Here is an 18,347-nt window from a genome sequence, read left to right as displayed (position 1 = left end):
GCGGCATCGTATGGACCTCGCGCAGTCGTCACCGGCGCGCGAGCACAGAACGTGCGGCACCTGTCCTGGGTACTTCGGGGGAGGACGGGTGCCGCACCCCGCCCCCTTGTTGCATCAGGGCAACGGCTGTTCCGCCCAGATGACCTTGCCCTCCGGGGTGTAGCGGGTGCCCCAGCGCTCGGCGAGCTGCGCGACGAGGAACAGACCCCGCCCACCCTCGTCGGTGGTGGCCGCGTAGCGCAGGTGCGGTGAGGTGCTGCTGCTGTCGGAGACCTCACAGATCAGGCTGCGGTCGCGCAGCACACGGACCTGGATGGGATCGCTGCCGTAGCGAATCGCGTTGGTGACCAGCTCGCTGAGAATCAGCTCCGTGGCGAACGCCAGGTCCTCCAGGCCCCACGCGGACAGCTGACGGGTGACCGAGGCGCGCACCTCGCCGACGGCCGCCGGGTCCGAGCGCACCTGCCAGTCGGCGATCCGGTCGGCTTCGAGCGCACGGGTACGGGCCACGATCAGGGCGATGTCGTCGCTCGGCCGCGCCGGAAGGAGCGCTTCGAGGACGGTCCGGCAGGTCTCCTCCGGGGACGGGTCGGCCTCGGTGAGCGCGGTGCGCAGCATATCGAGCCCCACGTCGATGTCCCGGTCCCGGTCCTCGACGAGTCCGTCCGTGTACAGGACCAGCCGGCTGCCCTCCTCCAGTTCGAGTTCGGCCGTCCGGAAGGGCAGGCCCCCGAGCCCGAGCGGCGGGCCGGCCGGCACCTCGGGGAACTCGACGCTCCCGTCGGGCCGGACCAGGGCGGGCATCGGGTGGCCCGCGCGGGCGACGGTGCACATCCGGGTGACCGGATCGTAGATCGCGTACAGGCAGGTGGCGCCGGTGATTGCGGCGCTGCTGTCGTGCGCCGCCTCGTCCTGGTCGACGCGGGCGACCAACTCGTCGAGGAGTCCGAGCAGTTCGTCCGGGGGCAGGTCCAGGGCGGAGAAGTTGTGGACCGCGGTGCGCAGCCGCCCCATGGTGGCCGCGGCGTGCAGCCCGTGGCCGACCACGTCGCCGACCACGAGGGCGACGCGCGCACCGGACAGCGGCAGGACGTCGAACCAGTCCCCGCCGACTCCCGCCTGGGCGGGCAGATAGCGGTAGGCGACGTCCAGGGCGCTCTGCTCGGGCAGGGTGCGTGGCAGGAGACTGCGCTGCAGGGTCACGGCCATGGTGTGCTCGCGCGTGTAGCGGCGTGCGTTGTCGATCGAGACCGCGGCGCGGGCGACCAGCTCCTCGGCGAGGGCCAGCTCCTCCAGGTCGAAGGGGTCGGGCTCCTGCGAACGCCAGAAATTGGCCACGCCCATCACCTGGGAGCCCGCCCGCAGCGGGACGGTGATCAGCGAGTGGATGCCGTACTCGACGACCTGCGCGGAGCGTGCGGGGTCCTGCGCGTACCAGCCGGCGGCGTCCCTGAGGTCGGGCTCGATGACGGCCTCGCCGGAGCTGAGGCTGCGGGCCTGCGGTGAGGAGTCGACCAGCGCGATCCGCTTGCCCACCGGGTAGAGCGGCGCGTCGTCGCGGATGCCGCTGAACGCCGTACGGTGCAGATCGGTGGCCGCGTCCGGTTCCTCGCCGTTGAGGACGCCGTCGAGGAGGTCGACGGTGACGAAGTCCGCGAACCGGGGTACGGCCACCTCCGCGAGAGCCTCGGCGGTGCGGGTGACGTCCAGGCTCGTGCCGATGCCCACACCGGCGTCGTAGAGGAGGTTGAGGCGTTCGCGTGCCTCCTCGGCGCGTCCGGACAGCGCTCGCAGTTCTGTCGAGTCACGGAGCGTGGCGACACTGCCCGGCGGGCCGCCCTGGAGGTCGGTGGGCCGCTGGTTGATCGCCAGCAGCCGGTCTCCGACCAGGTGCACCTCGTCCGTGGCGATCCGCCCCGAGGCCAGGAGGTCGGCGGTGTCCGCGTCGAGACCGAGTTCGAGGACGTGCTTGCGCTCTGCCGGGGAAGGCAGATCGAGCAGCCGGTGAGCCTCGTCGTTGGCGAGCAGCAGCTGACCGTCGCCGCTGACGATGATCACGCCCTCCCGGACGGCGTGCAGCACCGCGTCGTGGTGCTCGTACATCCGTGTCATCTCGTACGGGCCAAGGCCGCGGGTCTGACGCAGCAGCCGGCGGCTCACCAGCGCCGTTCCACCCGTGGCGAGGGCCAGCGCGACCGCTGCGGCGGCCAGCAGGATCGGCAGCTGGTGATCGGCTACGCCGCCGACGTTGGCGGTCGTGATCCCCGCGGACACCAGACCCACCACCGAGCCGTCGTCCGCCTTGATCGGGACGACGGCCTGCACCAGCGGTCCGATCGTTCCCGTGATCTCCTCGGTGATGGAGCGGCCGGCCAATGCCGGTGCCAGCGTTCCGACGAACTTCTTGCCGATCCGGTCCGGCTTGGGGTGGGTGTAGCGGATGCCGTCGGTGTTCATCACGACGATGAAGTCGACCTTGGACTGCTTGCGGGCGGCCTCGGCCCGCGGTTGCAGTACGGCCGTGGGATCGGGGCTGTTGAGGGCCTCACGCGTGCCCGGCGCGTTCGCGAACGTCTCGGCGACGGCGAGTGAGCGGTTGCGGGCCTCCTGGGTGCTGTCGTGCCGTACCTGCAGCACCAGCGCTGCCACCGCTGCCACGACCAGCAGCAGCACGATCACCACTTGAAGGACGAAGACCTGGCCGGCGACGCTGCGCCCGCTCAGGGCCGACTTGAGCCCTCCGGCGGACCGTCTGCGCCGTCCGCCCCGGTGCGACCTCCTCGGCGTCACCGGTCTGCGCGGCGGCTGCGATGCCTGGTGATCGTGCGCAGGGCGAACGCGATCACCCCCGCGCCGCGAGCGCAGGGCTTTGCGGGAGAGGGTCGACTGAGCCCAGGATCGACCCACGAGTCGGACCATGTGCTCATATCTACACTGCCTGGTGCCAGGAGGCGAGGAGCGTCACTCACCGTGACTTGCGCCGAGGGCGCCCACAGGAGGCCCGGTGACCTACGGGAGCAGCTTGTCCAGGGCTGCCGGCCCCTCCGCGGCGAGCTTTCGCTCGGCCCAGGCGAGGTTCTGCGGGGTGATGTCGCGACCGGTGGCGAGCACCAGGTCCTCGGGGGACACCTCACCGCCCGAGCCTGTGTGCAGCAGGGCGTCGGGGGTCGTGGTGTCGTCGGAGGGGGAGGGCGCATCGGGCTGACTGATCGGCATGATCGCTCCTTGGCAGTCACGGGCCTCGTACGGTTCACGCTACGGGTTTTCCGGGTACCCCGCGCGACGCGGACGGTGTGGAAAAGAGGTCCGGAGAGATCCCTTTGCGCACGGGGGAGATTCGGCGCGGGGACGGCGGTGAATGGCTGGAGATCGCCCTGTCCACCAAAAGCAGGGGTGCGTACGCTGCGATCACTCCCGGCCTTCACAGCTCCTTCACAGGGTGGGAGTAAATGTGCCTGCCGCATTGGCATGTGCATGATCAGTCAGTTTCCCTGCTCGATCCCATGCAATCGGTCTGCGACGGCCTCCGTGCACCAGGGAGGCCGCACCCCCCAACTCACGGCGGCGCACCTCTCGCGCCGCCGGAACGCCAACGCAATGGATGGGAGAACCATGACTGGTGGGCTGCTCCTGAGCGGCGCGATAGCCGCGCTGTTCGCCACCGCACTCCCCACGCAGGACCCGTCGTCCGGGTTCGTCGACCCGCCCCCGGACCGCATCGTCATCAAGGTCGCCACCGTGAACGGCTCCGGCTGTCCCCAGGGAACCGCCGCCGTCGCGGTCTCCCCGGACAACACCGCCTTCACGGTGACCTACAGCAACTACCTCGCCCAGGTGGGCGGCAACGCCGACCCCACCGCGTTCCGCAAGAACTGTCAGCTCAATCTGATCGTCCATGTCCCGCAGGGCTTCACCTACGCCATCGCGAGCGCGGACTACCGAGGCTTCGCCTCACTCCAGCCGGGCGCCAACAGCACGGAGAAGGCCTCGTACTACTTCCAGGGCTCCTCGAACACCGCGTCGCTCACCCACGCCTTCGCCGGCCCCCAGGACGACAACTGGCAGGCCACCGACACGACGGACTGGGCCCAACTGGTCTGGGCACCCTGCGGAGTTCAACGGAACTTCAACATCAACACCGAACTGCGCGTGAACGCGGGCAGCTCAGCCCCCGGCAGCACCAGCTTCATGACCATGGACTCCACGGACGGCGACATCAGCACCATCTACCACCTCGCCTGGAAGGAGTGCCCCCACACGTGACCCGTGGCGGTCCCTCCTGATCCGCGTCTGCACCGGCTCCCGCGCACCGGAGCCGGTGCAGGCGTGCGGCGGATCCGGCTTCAACTCCCCACATCCGTACCGGATATGACGCACTCGTGCACCTATTGCGCACTTTTCGATGAGGAGTTGACACGCAATCCACTGAAAGTGCTTGCTCTCGCACCGCCGACCCCGTAGACCTTTGCCACGCAGGAGCCAGAGTCTGGGGGGATTTGGCATATGCAAGGAACAGTCGACGGATTCAGCTATGGCGCGGTCACGCCTGTGGCGGCCTATCTGATGGCGTCCCTGGGCGGCGCGCTCGGACTGCGCTGCGTCACCAGATCGCTGCGCAACAAACGGTCCTGGAAACCCGGATGGCTGGCGCTCGGAGCGGCGTCGATCGGCTGCGGCATCTGGACCATGCATTTCATCGCCATGATCGGTTTCCAGGTCGAGGAGACGCGTATTCGGTACGACGCGTACCTGACCTTCGCGAGCCTGCTCGTGGCCGTCCTGGTGGTCGGTATCGGCGTCTTCATCGTCGGCTACCGCGGAGCCGGCCGGACCGCCCTGCTCACGGCCGGTGCCATCACCGGTCTCGGGGTGGCGGCCATGCACTACATGGGCATGGCCGCGATGCGCATGGGCGGCGACATTCGCTACGACCCCACCGTCGTCGCGATCTCCGTGGTGATCGCCGTCGTCGCCGCGACCGCGGCTCTCTGGGCGGCCGTCTCGATCCGCGGCTTCCTCGCGAGCCTGGGGGCGAGCCTCGTCATGGGCGTCGCCGTGAGCGGCATGCACTACACGGCCATGGCGGCGGTCAGGGTCCACCTGCACGGCGACGCGACAGCGTCCTCGCTGGGCGGCTCACCCACCTCGATCATGCTTCCCATGCTGTTCGGCCCGGTCGTCTTCCTGATCCTGGCCGGCGTGGTCGTGATGTTCGACCCCCTCCTGGTCCTCGGAGAAGGAGACTGGGGCGGTCCGGGGGCGCAGCGCCCCGCTTCCGGGGGCAACTCCGCACAGCGGCAGCCGGGTTCGGGTTCCTTCTTTGCATCAGAGGCGAAGCCCAAGCCGCCCGCCTGGACCTCCCACGAGCGCTCCACGCAATACCGTGGCTGATGAAGCCGCACTGAAACAGGAGGCACCCGTGACGACTCTGCCCGGCCGTCCGCACACCGCACTGCTCGTCATCGACGTCCAGAACGGCGTGATGGCGGGCAGCCACGACCGCGACGGAGTGATCGCCAACATCAACACCCTGGTCGGCAAGGCGCGGGCCGAGGACGTGCCCGTGCTCTGGGTGCAGCACGCCGACGACCAGCTCCAGCGGGACAGCGAGAGATGGCAGTACGTTCCGGAGCTGGTCCGCCACGATGCGGAACCGCTGGTGCACAAGAACTACTCCGACTCGTTCGAGGGCACCGAACTGGAGACACTGCTCGCCGAGCGCGGAGTGGGCCGCGTCATCGTCACCGGTGCCCAGACCGACGCGTGCATCCGCTCGACCCTGCACGGAGCCTTCGTCCGCGGCTACGACGTGACCTTGGTCGGCGACGCCCATACGACGGAGGACCTCAGCGCGTACGGAGCACCGCCTCCGGGCCAGGTGATCGCACACACCAACCTGTACTGGCACGGGCAGCTCGCACCGGGGCGCCGCGGGGACACCGTGAGTACGGCGGAGGTGACCTTCGCCGGAGGCGACGCCGGTTGAGGTCGCCCGGCCTTCCCTGACCTTCCCGGCCGCGGAGCGGTCGAGTGGCAATCGAGCGTCCGAAGCGAGACTGCCTGCCGGGTGACGCCGGACAGAACCGGAAGGACGCGATGCTCTCCACTGCTCAACAGGCGCCGAGGGTCCAGATCGTCAACACCGCATCGCTGCGCGGGCAGATGAGCTCGCTGGTCTCGCTCCCCGAGGAAGCGGAAGCACTCGACGACGCGGCACGGACGCTACCGGTCGACAAGGAGACGCTGCGTCGCTGCGTCGGCGACGAGGAACCCTTCATCGCCGATGTGTGGGGAAAACGGGCGCAAGTCGTGACGCAGGGGATTCCGGCCAGTGACCTGATCGATGTGAGCGACATCGACCGCATGCTCACCAGCCAGCCGCTGCTTCGCGCGGAGTTGATTCGCCTGGTGCGCAAGGGGGACATCCTGCCCCGAGGGTCCTATCTGAGGTCTCTGCGCGAGGTGTACCCGCGCCCGGTCGACCACCGGATGACGGAAGTCGAGCGCACCTTCGAAGACCTGACGCACGGCATAGCGAGCCCCGCAGAGGTGACGGCCGCCGTACGCGGCGGTGCCACGCTCATTCTTCAGAGCGCGCACTGGTATCACCCGCCTCTGACGGCGTTCTGCCGCTCACTGGAACTCGCCCTCGGGCATCGATGCCGGGCGAACATCTACCTCACGCCCGGATCCGCCCAGGGCTTCGGTCTCCACTCCGATCCCCACGACGTCTTCGTGCTGCAGGCCTTCGGCGAGAAGAACTGGCACCTGGAAGCCACGCCTTGGGAGCGGCAGCACCGAATGGAGCCCGGGCTCACCGACCTGGTGCTGCGCCCGGGCGACGTGCTCTACATGCCCCAGGGAACCCCGCACCGGGCCCACACCCAGAGCGGCCAGTCGGGGCACGTCACCATCAGCGTCACCTCGAACACCTGGCGGGACGTGCTGCGGACCTCCCTTCTCGAACTGCTCGAAGAGAGCCTTCCCGCCGAGCAGCTGGACGCCGAACTGCCGGTCGGCTGGCTCCACGACCGCGGCTCTACGACCGGACCCACCGAGCGGCTCATGGCCGGTCTCCGCACCGTCCTCGATGACGCGGACTCCGAACGGATCCGGTCCGCACACCTCCGCACCTTCCTCACCGAGCTGACGGACCGCATACCCGGCGCGTTCGCGACGGACCACACGCTCGGCTTCTTCGGTGTGAACGACACGACACGGTTGCGCCGGCAGGAGACGGTGCCCTGCGCGCTGTTCCGGCAGCCGGAGACGCGGCGACTGCATGTCGTGCTCGGGCGCCGTACGGTCACCGTCCCGGACCACTTCGGCAGCGCGGTACGGCACATCGCCGCGTGCGGTGAATTCCAGCCCCAGGACCTGTCCTTCGCCCTCGACGTGAGCGAGCGCCTGGAACTCTGCCAGGCCCTGGTCGACGCGCATCTCTTGCTGCTGGCGTGACCTGACCGCCGACGCGCGTATCCGTGGCCACCGTCAGGCCGTCGGCGCCCGCTCTTCGAGGAAGGCGAGGATGTCAGCCGGGTTCTCCAGCGGCACGGGGTAGAGAAGCAACCGGTCCAGGCCGAGTGCGGCGTACCGCCGGACGGTTTCCGCGTCGAGCGTTGCAGGGTCCAGATGGGCGAAGGTGATCTCCAGCGGGCCCAGCCGGGCCGGGCGGTCGACCTCGGCCATGGCCTGCTTCAGCGCGGCGAGGTGGCCGGCCAGGGTCTCGGGGGAGTCGCCGTTGCCGATCCAGCCGTGGCCGCGCGCGACGGCTCGCCGCAATGCGGCCGGACTGTGCCCGCCGACCATGATCCGCGGACCGCCGGGCCGCACCGGCCGGGGGTGCGCGTCGACATCGCGGAAGGAGGCGTATCGGCCCTCGAACGCGGGCTGCTGCTGCGTCCACAGCGCCGTCATCGCGTCGATGTACTCGTCGGTGCGTTGGCCCCGCTCCTTGAACGGCACCCCGACGGCCGTCATCTCCGCTTCGAGGAAACCCGCCGCCACCCCGAGCAGCAGCCGCCCCCCGCTGAGCACATCCACACTCGCCGCCTGCTTGGCCAGGACCAGCGGGTTGCGCTGGGGCAGGATGAGGATGCCCGTGCCGAGTTCGAGACGCTCGGTCACTGCGGCGACGTACGCCAGGTGCGTCAGCGGATCGAGAACCGGGTCCGTCGGAGCCATGGGTGACGGGGGTGTGCGCGGGCTCGGCAGTACGACGTGATCACCGGCCCACCACGAGCTGTATCCCAACTCCTCCGCCCGCCGCGCCAGTTGGACGGTGACGGCCGGATCCAGTGTCGCTTTGGTGTTGAGTCCGTGGACGCCGAGTTGCATCGTGACCTCTCCTCCGGGTGGCGGTGCCTGCCATCCATCGTCGGCCCGCGATCGAGGTCACGTCCAAGACCCGTGACCATAGCCATCGGTTATTGCCACGTGGTCTCGGGGCTCTGCCGCTTCAGCCGGGGGTCACTCGAATCGTGTGACGTCGCCGGCCCCTCGCCGTACGATCTCCGCCTCGCCGTTGGAGAAGTCGATGACCGTCGTCGGCTCGGTGCCGCAGTCGCCTGAGTCGATGACCGCGTCCACCACGTGGTCGAGCTGCTCCTTGATCTCCCATCCCTGGGTCATCGGCTCGGTCTCGTCCGGCAGGAGCAGCGTGCTGGACAGAAGCGGCTCTCCGAGCTCGGCGAGCAGAGCCTGGGCCACGACATGATCGGGAATGCGGACTCCGACCGTCTTCTTCTTCGGGTGGAGCAGCTTGCGCGGCACCTCCCGCGAGGCCGGAAGGATGAACGTGTAACTGCCGGGCGTCGAGGCCTTGATGGCGCGGAACACGTCGTTGTCGACATACACGAACTGGCCGAGCTGCGCGAAGTTCTGGCACACCAGGGTGAAGTGGTGGCGGTCGTCGAGTCGGCGGATCGAACGGATCCGGTCGATGCCGTCGCGACTGCCCAGCTGGCAGCCCAGCGCGAAGCAGGAGTCCGTCGGATACACGACGAGCCCGCCCGAGCGGATGCTGTCGGCGACCTGGCCGATGGTGCGCGGCTGAGGGTTTTCGGGGTGAACGTCGAAGTACTTCGCCATCCGTCGAGCTTATGCCGTTGATCGGCCGCGCTCGCGCAGGTCCCGCCGAACGGTGTCGCGGGACCTGCGCGCTGCCGGTCACTCCCGCAGCCGGTCGACCTGCCGGATCTTGTTGGTGGCGTCCAGGGCGGCGACCTTGTAGGACTCCGCGAGCGTCGGATAGTTGAAGACCGCATCGACCAGGTAGTCCACCGTGCCGCCGCAGCCCATGACGGACTGCCCGATATGGATCAGCTCGGTGGCCCCCGTGCCGAAGCAGTGCACCCCGAGGAGCGTGCGGTCCTCCGGGGACACCAGCAGCTTCAGCATCCCGTGCGAATCACCGATGATCTGCCCCCGGGCCAGCTCGCGATAGCGGGAGATGCCGACCTCGAACGGCACGCTGTCCTCGGTGAGCTGGTCCTCGGTCCGTCCGATGAAGCTGATCTCCGGGATCGTGTAGATGCCGATGGGCTGCAGGTTGTGCATCCGGTTCACCGGCTCGCCGCACGCGTGGTACGCCGCCGTACGGCCCTGCTCCATCGAGGTCGCCGCAAGCGCGGGAAAACCGATGACGTCGCCCACGGCGTAGATGTGCGGAACCTCGGTGCGGTAGTGCTCGTCGACCGTGATCCGGCCGCGCCGGTCCGCGGACAACCCCGCCTTGTCCAGGTCGAGTTCGTCGGTCAGGCCCTGCCGGCCCGCGGAGTACATCACGGCGTCCGCCGGGATCTTCTTGCCGCTCTGCAGGATGGTCAGGGTGCCCCGGGCGTGCCGTTCGACCGCGGAGACGGTCTCCCCGAAGCGGAAGGTGACGGCGAGATCGCGCAGGTGGTACTTGAGCGACTCGATCACCTCGACATCGCAGAAGTCGAGCATCCCCGGCCGCTGTTCGACGACGGTGACCTTGCTGCCGAGCGCGGCGAACATGGAGGCGTACTCCATGCCGATCACGCCCGCTCCGACGATGACCATGGAGCGGGGCACCTGCTCCAGATTGAGGACGTTGTCCGAGTCCATGATGGTCCGCTCGTCGAACTCGACGGTCGCGGGCCGCGCGGGCCGGGTGCCGGTGGCGATGATGATGTGCTGCGCGCTCAACAGCCGTTCGCGGCCGGTCACTTCGCGCAGGGCGACCGTGTGATCGTCCACGAAGCGGCCGGTGCCGCCGAACAGCGAGACGTGGTTGCGCGAGAGCTGGTTGCGGATGACGTCGACCTCACGGCCCACCACGTGCTGGGTGCGCGCGGTCAGGTCGGCGACGGTGATGTCCTCCTTGAGCCGGTAGCTCTGGCCGTACAGATCGCGTTGCGTGAGTCCGGTGAGGTAGAGGACCGCCTCGCGCAGGGTCTTGGAGGGGATGGTCCCGGTGTGGATGGAGACCCCGCCGACCATGTCGGGGCGGTCGACGACGGCGACCCGGCGGCCGAGCTTGGCGGCCGCGATGGCAGCCTTCTGCCCGCCGGGGCCGGATCCGATGACAAGCATGTCGAAGTCGGGCACCCTCCGGAGTCTGTCAGCCCGACGCCCCTCCCGGAAAGGGTGAACGGGCAACGGCTGCCCGATCACGGCGACGCACGCAGGCACCCGAAGCGCGCGTGACGCACCGAACCAAACAGGCCGGCCGTACGACGTCGGACGCGGCACGCGCCGGATCCGGCCTCCCTCTCCTCCAGGAGCCCGGTGGGCGCGTACCCCCCGATCCGGTCAGCCCTCGGTGATCGGCGAGCCCAGCCGAATCGCCCGCAGCGCGATGAACAGCTCCGCGCACGCTTCGGCGTGCGTGGTGGGGCGGCCGGTCAGCTCGGCGATGCGGTTGAGCCGGTACAGCACGGTGTTGCGGTGGCAGTGCAGCCGGTCGGCCGCCTTCGTCGTCGAGCCCCCGCAGGCGAACCAGGCGTCAAGGGTCTCCAGCAGGGTCAGGCGCTCCGCCTCCGGCAGAGTGCGCAGCGGCCCGAACACGGCACATGCCACCTGCGCCGCGGCGTCCGGCGACGCCGCCGCGAGCAGGGCGATCGGTGAACTGCCGTACAGATGCGCGCCCGTGGAACCCGGCGGCAGACAGCGCGCCGCGAGCCGGGCCTCCCACCACGCCTTCGGCGCGTCGGTGGGAGAGGCGAAGGGGCGGCTGACCCCGACGCGGGACAGCGCGGACCCGGCGAGTTCGGCGAGGGCCGTCTCGGCCGCGTGCCCGCTCGGCAGCGCGAGGAGGCCCACCTTCGCGCCGTCCTTCTGGATCCACTCGCAACCGACGCCGACAGCCCGCAGCCGCCCCTCGACGGAGGGCAGCGGCTCACTGGCGTCGTTGATCTCGGCGGACACCACCACGAACGGGCCCGGACGTTCCAGATGCAGGACACGCACGATCTCCCGGGCGCCGGCGCTGTCGCGCGCGCTCCCGTCGAGCAGCGTCGTCAGCATCAGGCTGCGGGCGGCGGCCTCGCGGCGCGCCTGCTCCTCGAAGGTGGTCCGGTAGGCCTCGGCGGCGGCGCTGGAGTACTCGTCGATCATCAGCCAGATGTCGGACGCCATCGGCAGCAGCTGGTCGGTGCCGCCCGCGTCGACGGCCAGTGCGAGCAACCGGTCCCAGACGAACCGGCCCGCCAGCCGATAGGCATGCAGCAACGCGTCGAGCGGGATGCCCTGTTCGGCCTTCAGCCGACCGGCCGCCCGTGGGGCGTCGAGCGTGGTCGGCAGGCCCTGCAACGCCATCAGGACCGTACGGAGGTTATCGCAGACGGTCTCGCGCAGCACCTCGTGGGTCAGTAGCGTGCTCTCGGCGTACGAGTGCTCGCCGCTGACGATGTCCTGGGTCAGTTCGTCGGCGAGGGCGTCCACCGACCGCAGCAGCAGACCGATGAGGTCGACCCCCTGGCCGGGGTGTTCGGCGGGCAACAGCGTCGTCACGCAGGCATCGTAGACCCTGCCGATTGTGCGACGGCACAACGTGAGTCCCCATATCTCCGTCGACCGCCTATGGCCGCAACCGGCACCGAGCCGTGAATATCACGGGCAGTACGTCGCGGCACGGTTCCGCGGATGCGGCAGGTGCACAGTTCGTGTCTGGTCAAAGGAGATCGGGTGAACACGTACGACTACGTCGTCGTCGGGGCGGGATCAGCCGGCTGTGTGCTGGCGTCGCGGCTCTCGGAGGACGCCTCCGTGAGTGTGGCTCTCATCGAGGCCGGTGGGCCCGACACGGCTCAGGAGATCCATGTCCCGGCCGCGTTCGGCCAGTTGTTCAAGAGCGCCCTCGACTGGGACCTCGACTCGGAGCCGGAACCGGGGCTGGGCGGGCGCCGGGCCTATCTGCCCCGCGGCAAGGTGCTCGGAGGGTGCAGCTCGACCAACGCGATGATCTACATCCGGGGCAACCGGGCCGACTACGACGGGTGGGCCGCGGCCGGCGCCACCGGCTGGTCCTACGCCGACGTACTGCCGTACTTCCTGCGCTCCGAGGACAACGAACGCGGAGCCGACGCCTACCACGGCGCCGGCGGACCGCTGAGCGTGAGCGAAGGCCGCTCCCGCCACCCCCTGGCGGCAGCCTTCGTCGAAGCCGCCCTGAAGGCCGGGCATCAGCGCAACGACGACTTCAACGGGCCGACCCAGCTCGGCGTCGGGCCCTACCAGCTGACACAGCGCGGCGGCCTGCGGTGCAGCACGGCCGTCGCCTACCTGCACCCGGCGCTGGAGCGCCCCAACCTGACCCTGCTGCCCGCGGCCCACGCCCAGCGGGTGGTGATCGAGGGCGGCCGGGCGCGCGCGGTGGAGATCGCCCGCGACGGAGCGGTCGAGCTGGTGCGCGCCGAGCGTGAGGTGCTCGTCTGCGCGGGCACCTACGAGTCGCCGAAACTGCTGATGCTGTCGGGAGTCGGTCCGGCGGCGACGCTCGCGGCCTTCGGCATCGACGTCGCGCAGGACCTTCCCGTCGGCCAGGGTCTCCAGGACCACTACATGGCGCTGCTGAACTTCCGCACCGACGTCGAGTCGTTGCTCACCGCCGCGAGTGCGGACAACGCGGCGCTCCTGCAGAACGAGGGACGCGGCCCGCTGACCTCCAACATCGGCGAGGCGGGCGGGTTCTTCCACAGCCGGGACGGACTGGAGGCGCCGGACGGGCAGTTCCACATGGCGCCGGTGCTGTTCCACCAGGAAGGGCTCGGCGCCGTCGCCGAGCACGGACTCGCCCTCGGCCCGTGCGTCCTCGCCCCCAGCAGCCGCGGCCTGGTAACCCTGCGCACGCCCCGGCCGGACTCCGCGCCGCGCATCGTGCACAACTACCTGACGACCGCCGAGGACCAGGAGTGCATCGTGGCAGGCGTGCGCAGCGCGCTCGACATCGCGCGACAGGGTCCTTTGGCCGACGTCATCACCGGCCCGCACGACATCCCCGAACCGGACGCCGACGCGGCGGGCCTGCTCGCGTGGGCGCGCAGGAGCGGGATGACCCTGTTCCATCCGACGTCGACCTGCGCGATCGGTTCCGTGGTCGACCCCGAACTGCGCGTGCTCGGCGTCGAGGGCCTGCGGGTCGTCGACGCGTCGGTGTTCCCGACGGTGCCGCGCGGCAACACCAACGCCCCCACTGTGATGGCCGCCGAGAAGGCGGCCGACCTGATCAAGGAGACCGCACGATGACAAGCCCGACCCCGGCCCCGACCCCGATTCCGGCGCCGACCGCGGAGAGGACGGAGGGGATCGACCGGATCGTGGACGAACTCGTCCGCGGCGAAGCGGCGTGGGCGGCCTGCGGTCTGGCCGAGCGCCGGACGCTGCTGGAGCGCGTGCACGAGGCGACCGCGGCGCGGGCCGAGGCCTGGGTGCGTGCCGCGGCGGCGTACAAGAAGCTTCCCGACCAGGACGCGCTGCTCGGCGAGGAGTGGACCTCGGGCCCCTACCCCGTGCTGATCGGCACCAGCGCGCTCGCCCAGAGCGTCCGTGCCCTGGAGGAGGGGCGCAGTCCCGTCGACGACTTCTCCCTCGGACGGGCGCCGGGCGGCCGGGTCGCCGTCCGCGTCCTGCCCCACGACACCTACGACCGGCTGCTGCTCAGCGGCTTCAGCGCCGAGGTCTGGATGCCGCCGGGCGTCACCTCCGACGCCGTGCGCGGCGGCGCCGGACTCGGACTGCGCAGGCCCGAGGAGACCGGGGGAGTGGGGGTCGTCCTGGGCGCCGGCAACATCACCTCGATCCCCGTCCTCGACGTGCTCTACGAGCTGTACGCCCACAACCGGGTCGTCGCGCTGAAGCTCAACCCGCTCACGGACGGCCTCCACGACGTGTTCAGCGAGGTGCTCGCCCCGCTGATCGAACGGGGCGTCGTCCGCATCGTGACGGGCGGCGCCGACGTCGGCACCTATCTCGTCCACCATCCGCGGATCCGACACGTCCACATGACCGGCAGCGCCCTGACGCACGACGCGATCGTCTACGGCACGGGGGCCGAGGGCGCCGCGCGCAAGCAGGCGGGCACGCCGCTCCTGGACAAGGACATCACCAGCGAACTCGGCGGAGTCTCACCGACGATCGTGGTGCCGGGCACCTGGTCGGAGGCCGATCTGCGGTTCCAGGCCGAGCATGTGGTCACGCAGCGCCTCCACAACGGCGGCTACAACTGTGTGGCCAGCCAGGTCGTCGTCATCAGTTCCGACTGGCCGCAGAAGGACCGGTTCCTGGAACAGCTGCGCGCGGTCCTGGCCGAGGCGCCGCAGCGTGCCGCCTACTACCCGGGCAGCGACGAGCGGGTCGGGCAGGCGCTCACCGCCTATCCGGACGCCCGCAGGATCGGCGAGCGGCTGCTTGTCGAAGGCCTTGATGAGCGGCAACCCGGCCCGGCTCTCACCACCGAGTACTTCGCACCGGTGCTCGGCGTCCTCGAACTGCCGGGTGACGCCCGGCAGTTCCTGGACACGGCGGTGCGTACGGCGAACGAGAAGTTCACCGGCACCCTCGGCGTGAACGTCATCGCCCACCCGCGCACCATCGCCGAGCTCGGCGAGGCCCTGGAGCTGGCGATCGCCGAACTGCGGTACGGCACTGTCGCGTTGAACGCCTGGACCGGCCTGGGCTACCTGACCGCACGGGCCAGCTGGGGCGCTTTCCCCGGACACACCGTCGACGACGTGCAGAGCGGAATCGGCGTCGTGCACAACGCCGTTCTCCTCGACGGACCCGAACGCACCGTCGTCCGCGGCCCCTTCCGCCCGGCACCGCGATCCGTCCTGCACGGGGAGCTGTCGATGTCCCCGAAGCCGCCGTGGTTCGTCACCAACCGCACCGGCGCCGGCACCGGCCGCCTGCTCGTCGACTTCGCCGCCCGGCCCCGCTGGTCGGCCCTCCCGAAGATCTTCGCGTCCGCTCTGCGCGGCTGACCGAAGGAGGCTCTGGACGGAATCAGGTCGACCCTGCCCCGGCGCCGCTGGTGGGAAGTGCCTTGCGGAGAGCGGCGTTTTCCGTGCGTCGGGGCATGGTAGGACTCCGTCGTGCGCCCACGGCGGAGGGGGAGAGGGATGGCACGGAGTGAGAACGACGGTCGGTTGGGGGAGGAGTTCTTCACCCCGGGCACCTCGTCCTTCACCGGGTTCCTGTCGGCCCACCGACCGGAACTGCTGAACACCCGCCCACAGTTGCCCGACGGCGTCCACCCGCCGGCGGACGCCTTCCCCCACGGCACCACGGTCCTGGCGCTCTCCTATCGTGACGGCGTGATGATCGCCGGCGACCGGCGGGCCACCATGGGGAACCTGATCGCTCAGCGCGACCTGGAAAAGGTGCACCCCACGGACGACTACACCGCGGTGGCCTTCGCGGGCACCGTCGGAGTCGCCCTCGACATGGTGAAGCTGTAGCAGGTCGAACTGACGCACTTCGAGAAGATCGAGGGCATCCCCATGACCCTCAACGCGAAGGCGAACCGGCTGGCCGGCATGATCCGGGAGAACCTGGGACAGGCCATGCAGGGCCTGGTCGTGGTGCCGCTCCTGGTCGGATACGACGTCACGGCCCCCGAGGGTGAGAACGGCCGCATCTTCAGCTTCGACGTCACAGGCGGCCCCTACGAGAAGCCGGACTTCCACGCCGAGGGCTCGGGATCCCCGTACGCCCGGGGCGCGTTGAAGAAACTCTTCCGCAAGGGGATGTCCCGGCGCGACGCGGCCCTGGCCGCGCTCCAGGCGCTCTACGACGCCGCGGACGACGACTCCGCGACCGGCGGCCCCGACATCAGCCGGCGGATCTTCCCCATCGTCTCGGTCATCACGGAGAAGGGCTTCGAGCGGCTGCCCGATGCGGAGGCGGAGGAACTCAGCCGCGAGATGGTCGAACAGCGCCGGCGTCAGCCGGACGGGCCGACCGCCGCTCCCTGACCGGCCGAACGGCCGGCAGGCGGTGGCCGGTGCGAGGGGAAGCGCACCGGCCACCGCATCTCAGGAGTGGCTCGGGAAGCCGAGGTTGATGCCCGCGTCCGACGGGTCGGGCCAGCGCGTGGTGATCACCTTGCCCTGTGTGTAGAAGGCGATGCCGTCGTTGCCGTAGATGTGCAGGTCACCGAAGAGGGAGTCCTTCCAGCCGCCGAAGGAGTGGTAGCCGACGGGGACCGGGATCGGCACGTTCACGCCGACCATGCCCGCCTTGACCTCCAGCTGGAAGCGGCGGGCGGCGCCGCCGTCCCGTGTGAAGATCGCCGTGCCGTTGCCCCAACGCGAGCTGTTGATCAGCTCGATGGCGTCGTCGTAGGTGTCGGCGCGCACCACGCACAGCACCGGGCCGAAGATCTCGTCCTTGTAGGCGTCCGCCGTCACCGGCACCTTGTCGAGCAGTGAGACACCGAGGAAGAAGCCGTCCTCGTGGCCCTCGACGGCGTAGCCGGTGCCGTCGACGACGACCTCGGCGCCCTGAGCCGCCGCGCCTGAGACGTACGAGGCGACCTTGTCGCGGTGCTCCCGTGTGATCAGCGGGCCCATCTCGCTCGACGGGTCGTTGCCCGGGCCGATCCGCAGCCCCTTCGCCCGCTCGGCGATCTTGTCGACGAGCTCGTCTCCGATGTCGCCCACGGCGACGACGACGGAGACCGCCATGCAGCGCTCGCCCGCCGAGCCGTACGCGGCGTTGATCGCCTGGTCCGCGGCGAAGTCCAGGTCGGCGTCGGGCAGTACGAGCATGTGGTTCTTGGCGCCGCCGAGCGCCTGCACGCGCTTGCTGTGCTCGACGCCCTTGAGCTGGATGTACTTGGCGATCGGCGTGGAGCCGACAAAGGAGACCGCGACGACGTCGGGGTGCTCCAGCAGGCGGTCCACGGCCACCTTGTCGCCCTGCACGACGTTCAGCACGCCGTCCGGCAGGCCGGCCTCGGAGGCGAGTTCGGCCAGCCGGAACGAGGCCGACGGGTCCTTCTCGCTGGGCTTCAGCACGAAGGTGTTGCCGCAGGCGATGGCGAGCGGGAACATCCACATCGGCACCATGGCGGGGAAGTTGAACGGCGTGATGCCCGCGACGACACCCAGCGGCTGACGGATCGAGGCGACATCGACCCGTGTGGAGACCTGCGTGGACAGCTCGCCCTTGAGCTTGTCGGCGATGCCGCACGCCAGCTCCACGATCTCCATGCCGCGCGCGACCTCGCCGAGCGCGTCCGAATGGACCTTGCCGTGCTCGGCGGTGATCAGTTCGGCGATCTCGTCGCGGTGCGCGTCGAGCAGCTCGCGGTACTTGAACAGGATCGCCGTGCGCCTCGCGAGCGAGGTGTCGCCCCAGCTCTCGAACGCGGCCTGGGCCGAGGCCACGGCCGTGTCGACGTCGTCGACCGAGGCGAAGGCGACCTGCTTCTCCTGGGCTCCGGTGGCCGGGTTGTAGACGGGGCCGAAGCGCCCGGAGGCGCCCTCGACCGGCTTGCCGCCGATCCAGTGGGTGATGGTCTTCATGGTGCGGGGCCTTTCGGAAGCCGGAGAAGGGAAGCCGGAGAGGGAAGGAGAAGAAGGGGAGCGGGAGGGGTGTCAGAGGTGGATGTGGCGGTCGGCGACCTGACGGTCGTACGCCTCGCGGGCGGTCACGGCAGCCTCGCGGGCGGCCACTTCGGCCACCGGCACGTCCCACCAGGCCTCCGCGGGCGGAGCGGTGGGAGTCGGGTCGGTCTCGACGTACACGCAGGTGGGCCGGTCGGAGGCGCGGGCCTCGGCGAGCGCCTCGCGCAGCTCGCGCACGGTCTTGGCGCGCAGGACGTCCATGCCGAGGCTGGCGGCGTTGGCCGCGAGGTCCACCGGCAGCGGCGCGCCGCTGCC

At 70.0% G+C, this 18,347-nt stretch carries 14 protein-coding genes and 1 pseudogene; 7 read left to right on the top strand and 8 right to left on the bottom strand.

The features are described 5' to 3' along the window. Positions 1-114: 114 nt before the first annotated feature. Both ABZS97_RS30120 and ABZS97_RS30115 read right to left on the bottom strand, forming a co-directional pair. A complete protein-coding gene (locus ABZS97_RS30120) occupies positions 115-2,919 on the bottom strand; it encodes a SpoIIE family protein phosphatase (RefSeq protein WP_356142641.1) in 2,805 nt (934 codons plus the stop codon). 90 nt (positions 2,920-3,009) lie between these two features. After that, entirely contained in the window at positions 3,010-3,216 is a 207-nt protein-coding gene (locus ABZS97_RS30115) for a hypothetical protein (RefSeq protein WP_356142640.1), read from the bottom strand. A 396-nt stretch (positions 3,217-3,612) separates the two neighbouring features. On the opposite strand from ABZS97_RS30115, the gene ABZS97_RS30110 reads away from it, so the two are divergent. The 4 genes from ABZS97_RS30110 (at position 3,613) to ABZS97_RS30095 (ending at position 7,458) form a co-directional block, all read left to right on the top strand. Further along, entirely contained in the window at positions 3,613-4,263 is a 651-nt protein-coding gene (locus ABZS97_RS30110) for a DUF4360 domain-containing protein (RefSeq protein ID WP_356142639.1), read from the top strand. Positions 4,264-4,503: 240 nt separating this feature from the next. Further along, the gene (locus tag ABZS97_RS30105; protein WP_356142637.1) at positions 4,504-5,391 is read left to right on the top strand and encodes an MHYT domain-containing protein; all 888 of its coding nucleotides are present in this window, start codon (positions 4,504-4,506) and stop codon (positions 5,389-5,391) included. A gap of 28 nt (positions 5,392-5,419) precedes the next feature. Continuing rightward, positions 5,420-5,986, top strand: a complete 567-nt coding sequence (locus ABZS97_RS30100; protein WP_356142635.1) for a cysteine hydrolase family protein — start codon at positions 5,420-5,422, stop codon at positions 5,984-5,986. 110 nt (positions 5,987-6,096) lie between these two features. Beyond that, a complete protein-coding gene (locus ABZS97_RS30095; RefSeq protein ID WP_356142633.1) occupies positions 6,097-7,458 on the top strand; it encodes a cupin domain-containing protein in 1,362 nt (453 codons plus the stop codon). Positions 7,459-7,491: 33 nt separating this feature from the next. Here ABZS97_RS30095 and ABZS97_RS30090 read toward each other — a convergent pair whose 3' ends face one another. From ABZS97_RS30090 to ABZS97_RS30075, 4 genes are all read right to left on the bottom strand, one after another. Further along, positions 7,492-8,337, bottom strand: a complete 846-nt coding sequence (locus ABZS97_RS30090) for an LLM class F420-dependent oxidoreductase (protein ID WP_356142631.1) — start codon at positions 8,335-8,337, stop codon at positions 7,492-7,494. Between the two features lie 132 nt (positions 8,338-8,469). Next, the gene (locus ABZS97_RS30085; protein WP_356142629.1) at positions 8,470-9,090 is read right to left on the bottom strand and encodes an L-threonylcarbamoyladenylate synthase; all 621 of its coding nucleotides are present in this window, start codon (positions 9,088-9,090) and stop codon (positions 8,470-8,472) included. A gap of 78 nt (positions 9,091-9,168) precedes the next feature. Then, the gene (sthA, locus tag ABZS97_RS30080; protein ID WP_356142627.1) at positions 9,169-10,572 is read right to left on the bottom strand and encodes a Si-specific NAD(P)(+) transhydrogenase; all 1,404 of its coding nucleotides are present in this window, start codon (positions 10,570-10,572) and stop codon (positions 9,169-9,171) included. A 204-nt stretch (positions 10,573-10,776) separates the two neighbouring features. Beyond that, positions 10,777-11,976 carry a helix-turn-helix domain-containing protein gene (locus ABZS97_RS30075; RefSeq protein ID WP_356142625.1) on the bottom strand — a complete coding sequence of 400 codons (1,200 nt, stop codon included), beginning with the start codon at positions 11,974-11,976 and terminating at the stop codon, positions 10,777-10,779. Between the two features lie 174 nt (positions 11,977-12,150). On the opposite strand from ABZS97_RS30075, the gene ABZS97_RS30070 reads away from it, so the two are divergent. The 3 genes and pseudogenes from ABZS97_RS30070 (at position 12,151) to prcB (ending at position 16,436) form a co-directional block, all read left to right on the top strand. Continuing rightward, the gene (locus tag ABZS97_RS30070; protein ID WP_356142621.1) at positions 12,151-13,710 is read left to right on the top strand and encodes a GMC family oxidoreductase N-terminal domain-containing protein; all 1,560 of its coding nucleotides are present in this window, start codon (positions 12,151-12,153) and stop codon (positions 13,708-13,710) included. After that, the gene (locus ABZS97_RS30065) at positions 13,707-15,443 is read left to right on the top strand and encodes an aldehyde dehydrogenase family protein (RefSeq protein ID WP_356142619.1); all 1,737 of its coding nucleotides are present in this window, start codon (positions 13,707-13,709) and stop codon (positions 15,441-15,443) included. The genes ABZS97_RS30070 and ABZS97_RS30065 overlap by 4 nt, the downstream gene beginning before the upstream one ends. Positions 15,444-15,581: 138 nt before the next feature. Continuing rightward, positions 15,582-16,436: pseudogene (gene prcB / locus ABZS97_RS30060) on the top strand (proteasome subunit beta). 60 nt (positions 16,437-16,496) lie between these two features. Here prcB and ABZS97_RS30055 read toward each other — a convergent pair. Both ABZS97_RS30055 and ABZS97_RS30050 read right to left on the bottom strand, forming a co-directional pair. Then, a complete protein-coding gene (locus ABZS97_RS30055; protein WP_356142617.1) occupies positions 16,497-17,990 on the bottom strand; it encodes a CoA-acylating methylmalonate-semialdehyde dehydrogenase in 1,494 nt (497 codons plus the stop codon). Between the two features lie 72 nt (positions 17,991-18,062). Next, positions 18,063-18,347: thiamine pyrophosphate-dependent enzyme (locus tag ABZS97_RS30050; protein ID WP_356142615.1), on the bottom strand; the 285-nt coding region annotated here is incomplete at its 5' end.

Source organism: Streptomyces sp. NPDC005485, from assembly GCF_040606085.1.
GTDB lineage: Bacteria > Actinomycetota > Actinomycetes > Streptomycetales > Streptomycetaceae > Streptomyces.
Note: the sequence above shows the minus strand (reverse complement) of the source record. Positions and strands in the feature narration are given on the sequence as shown.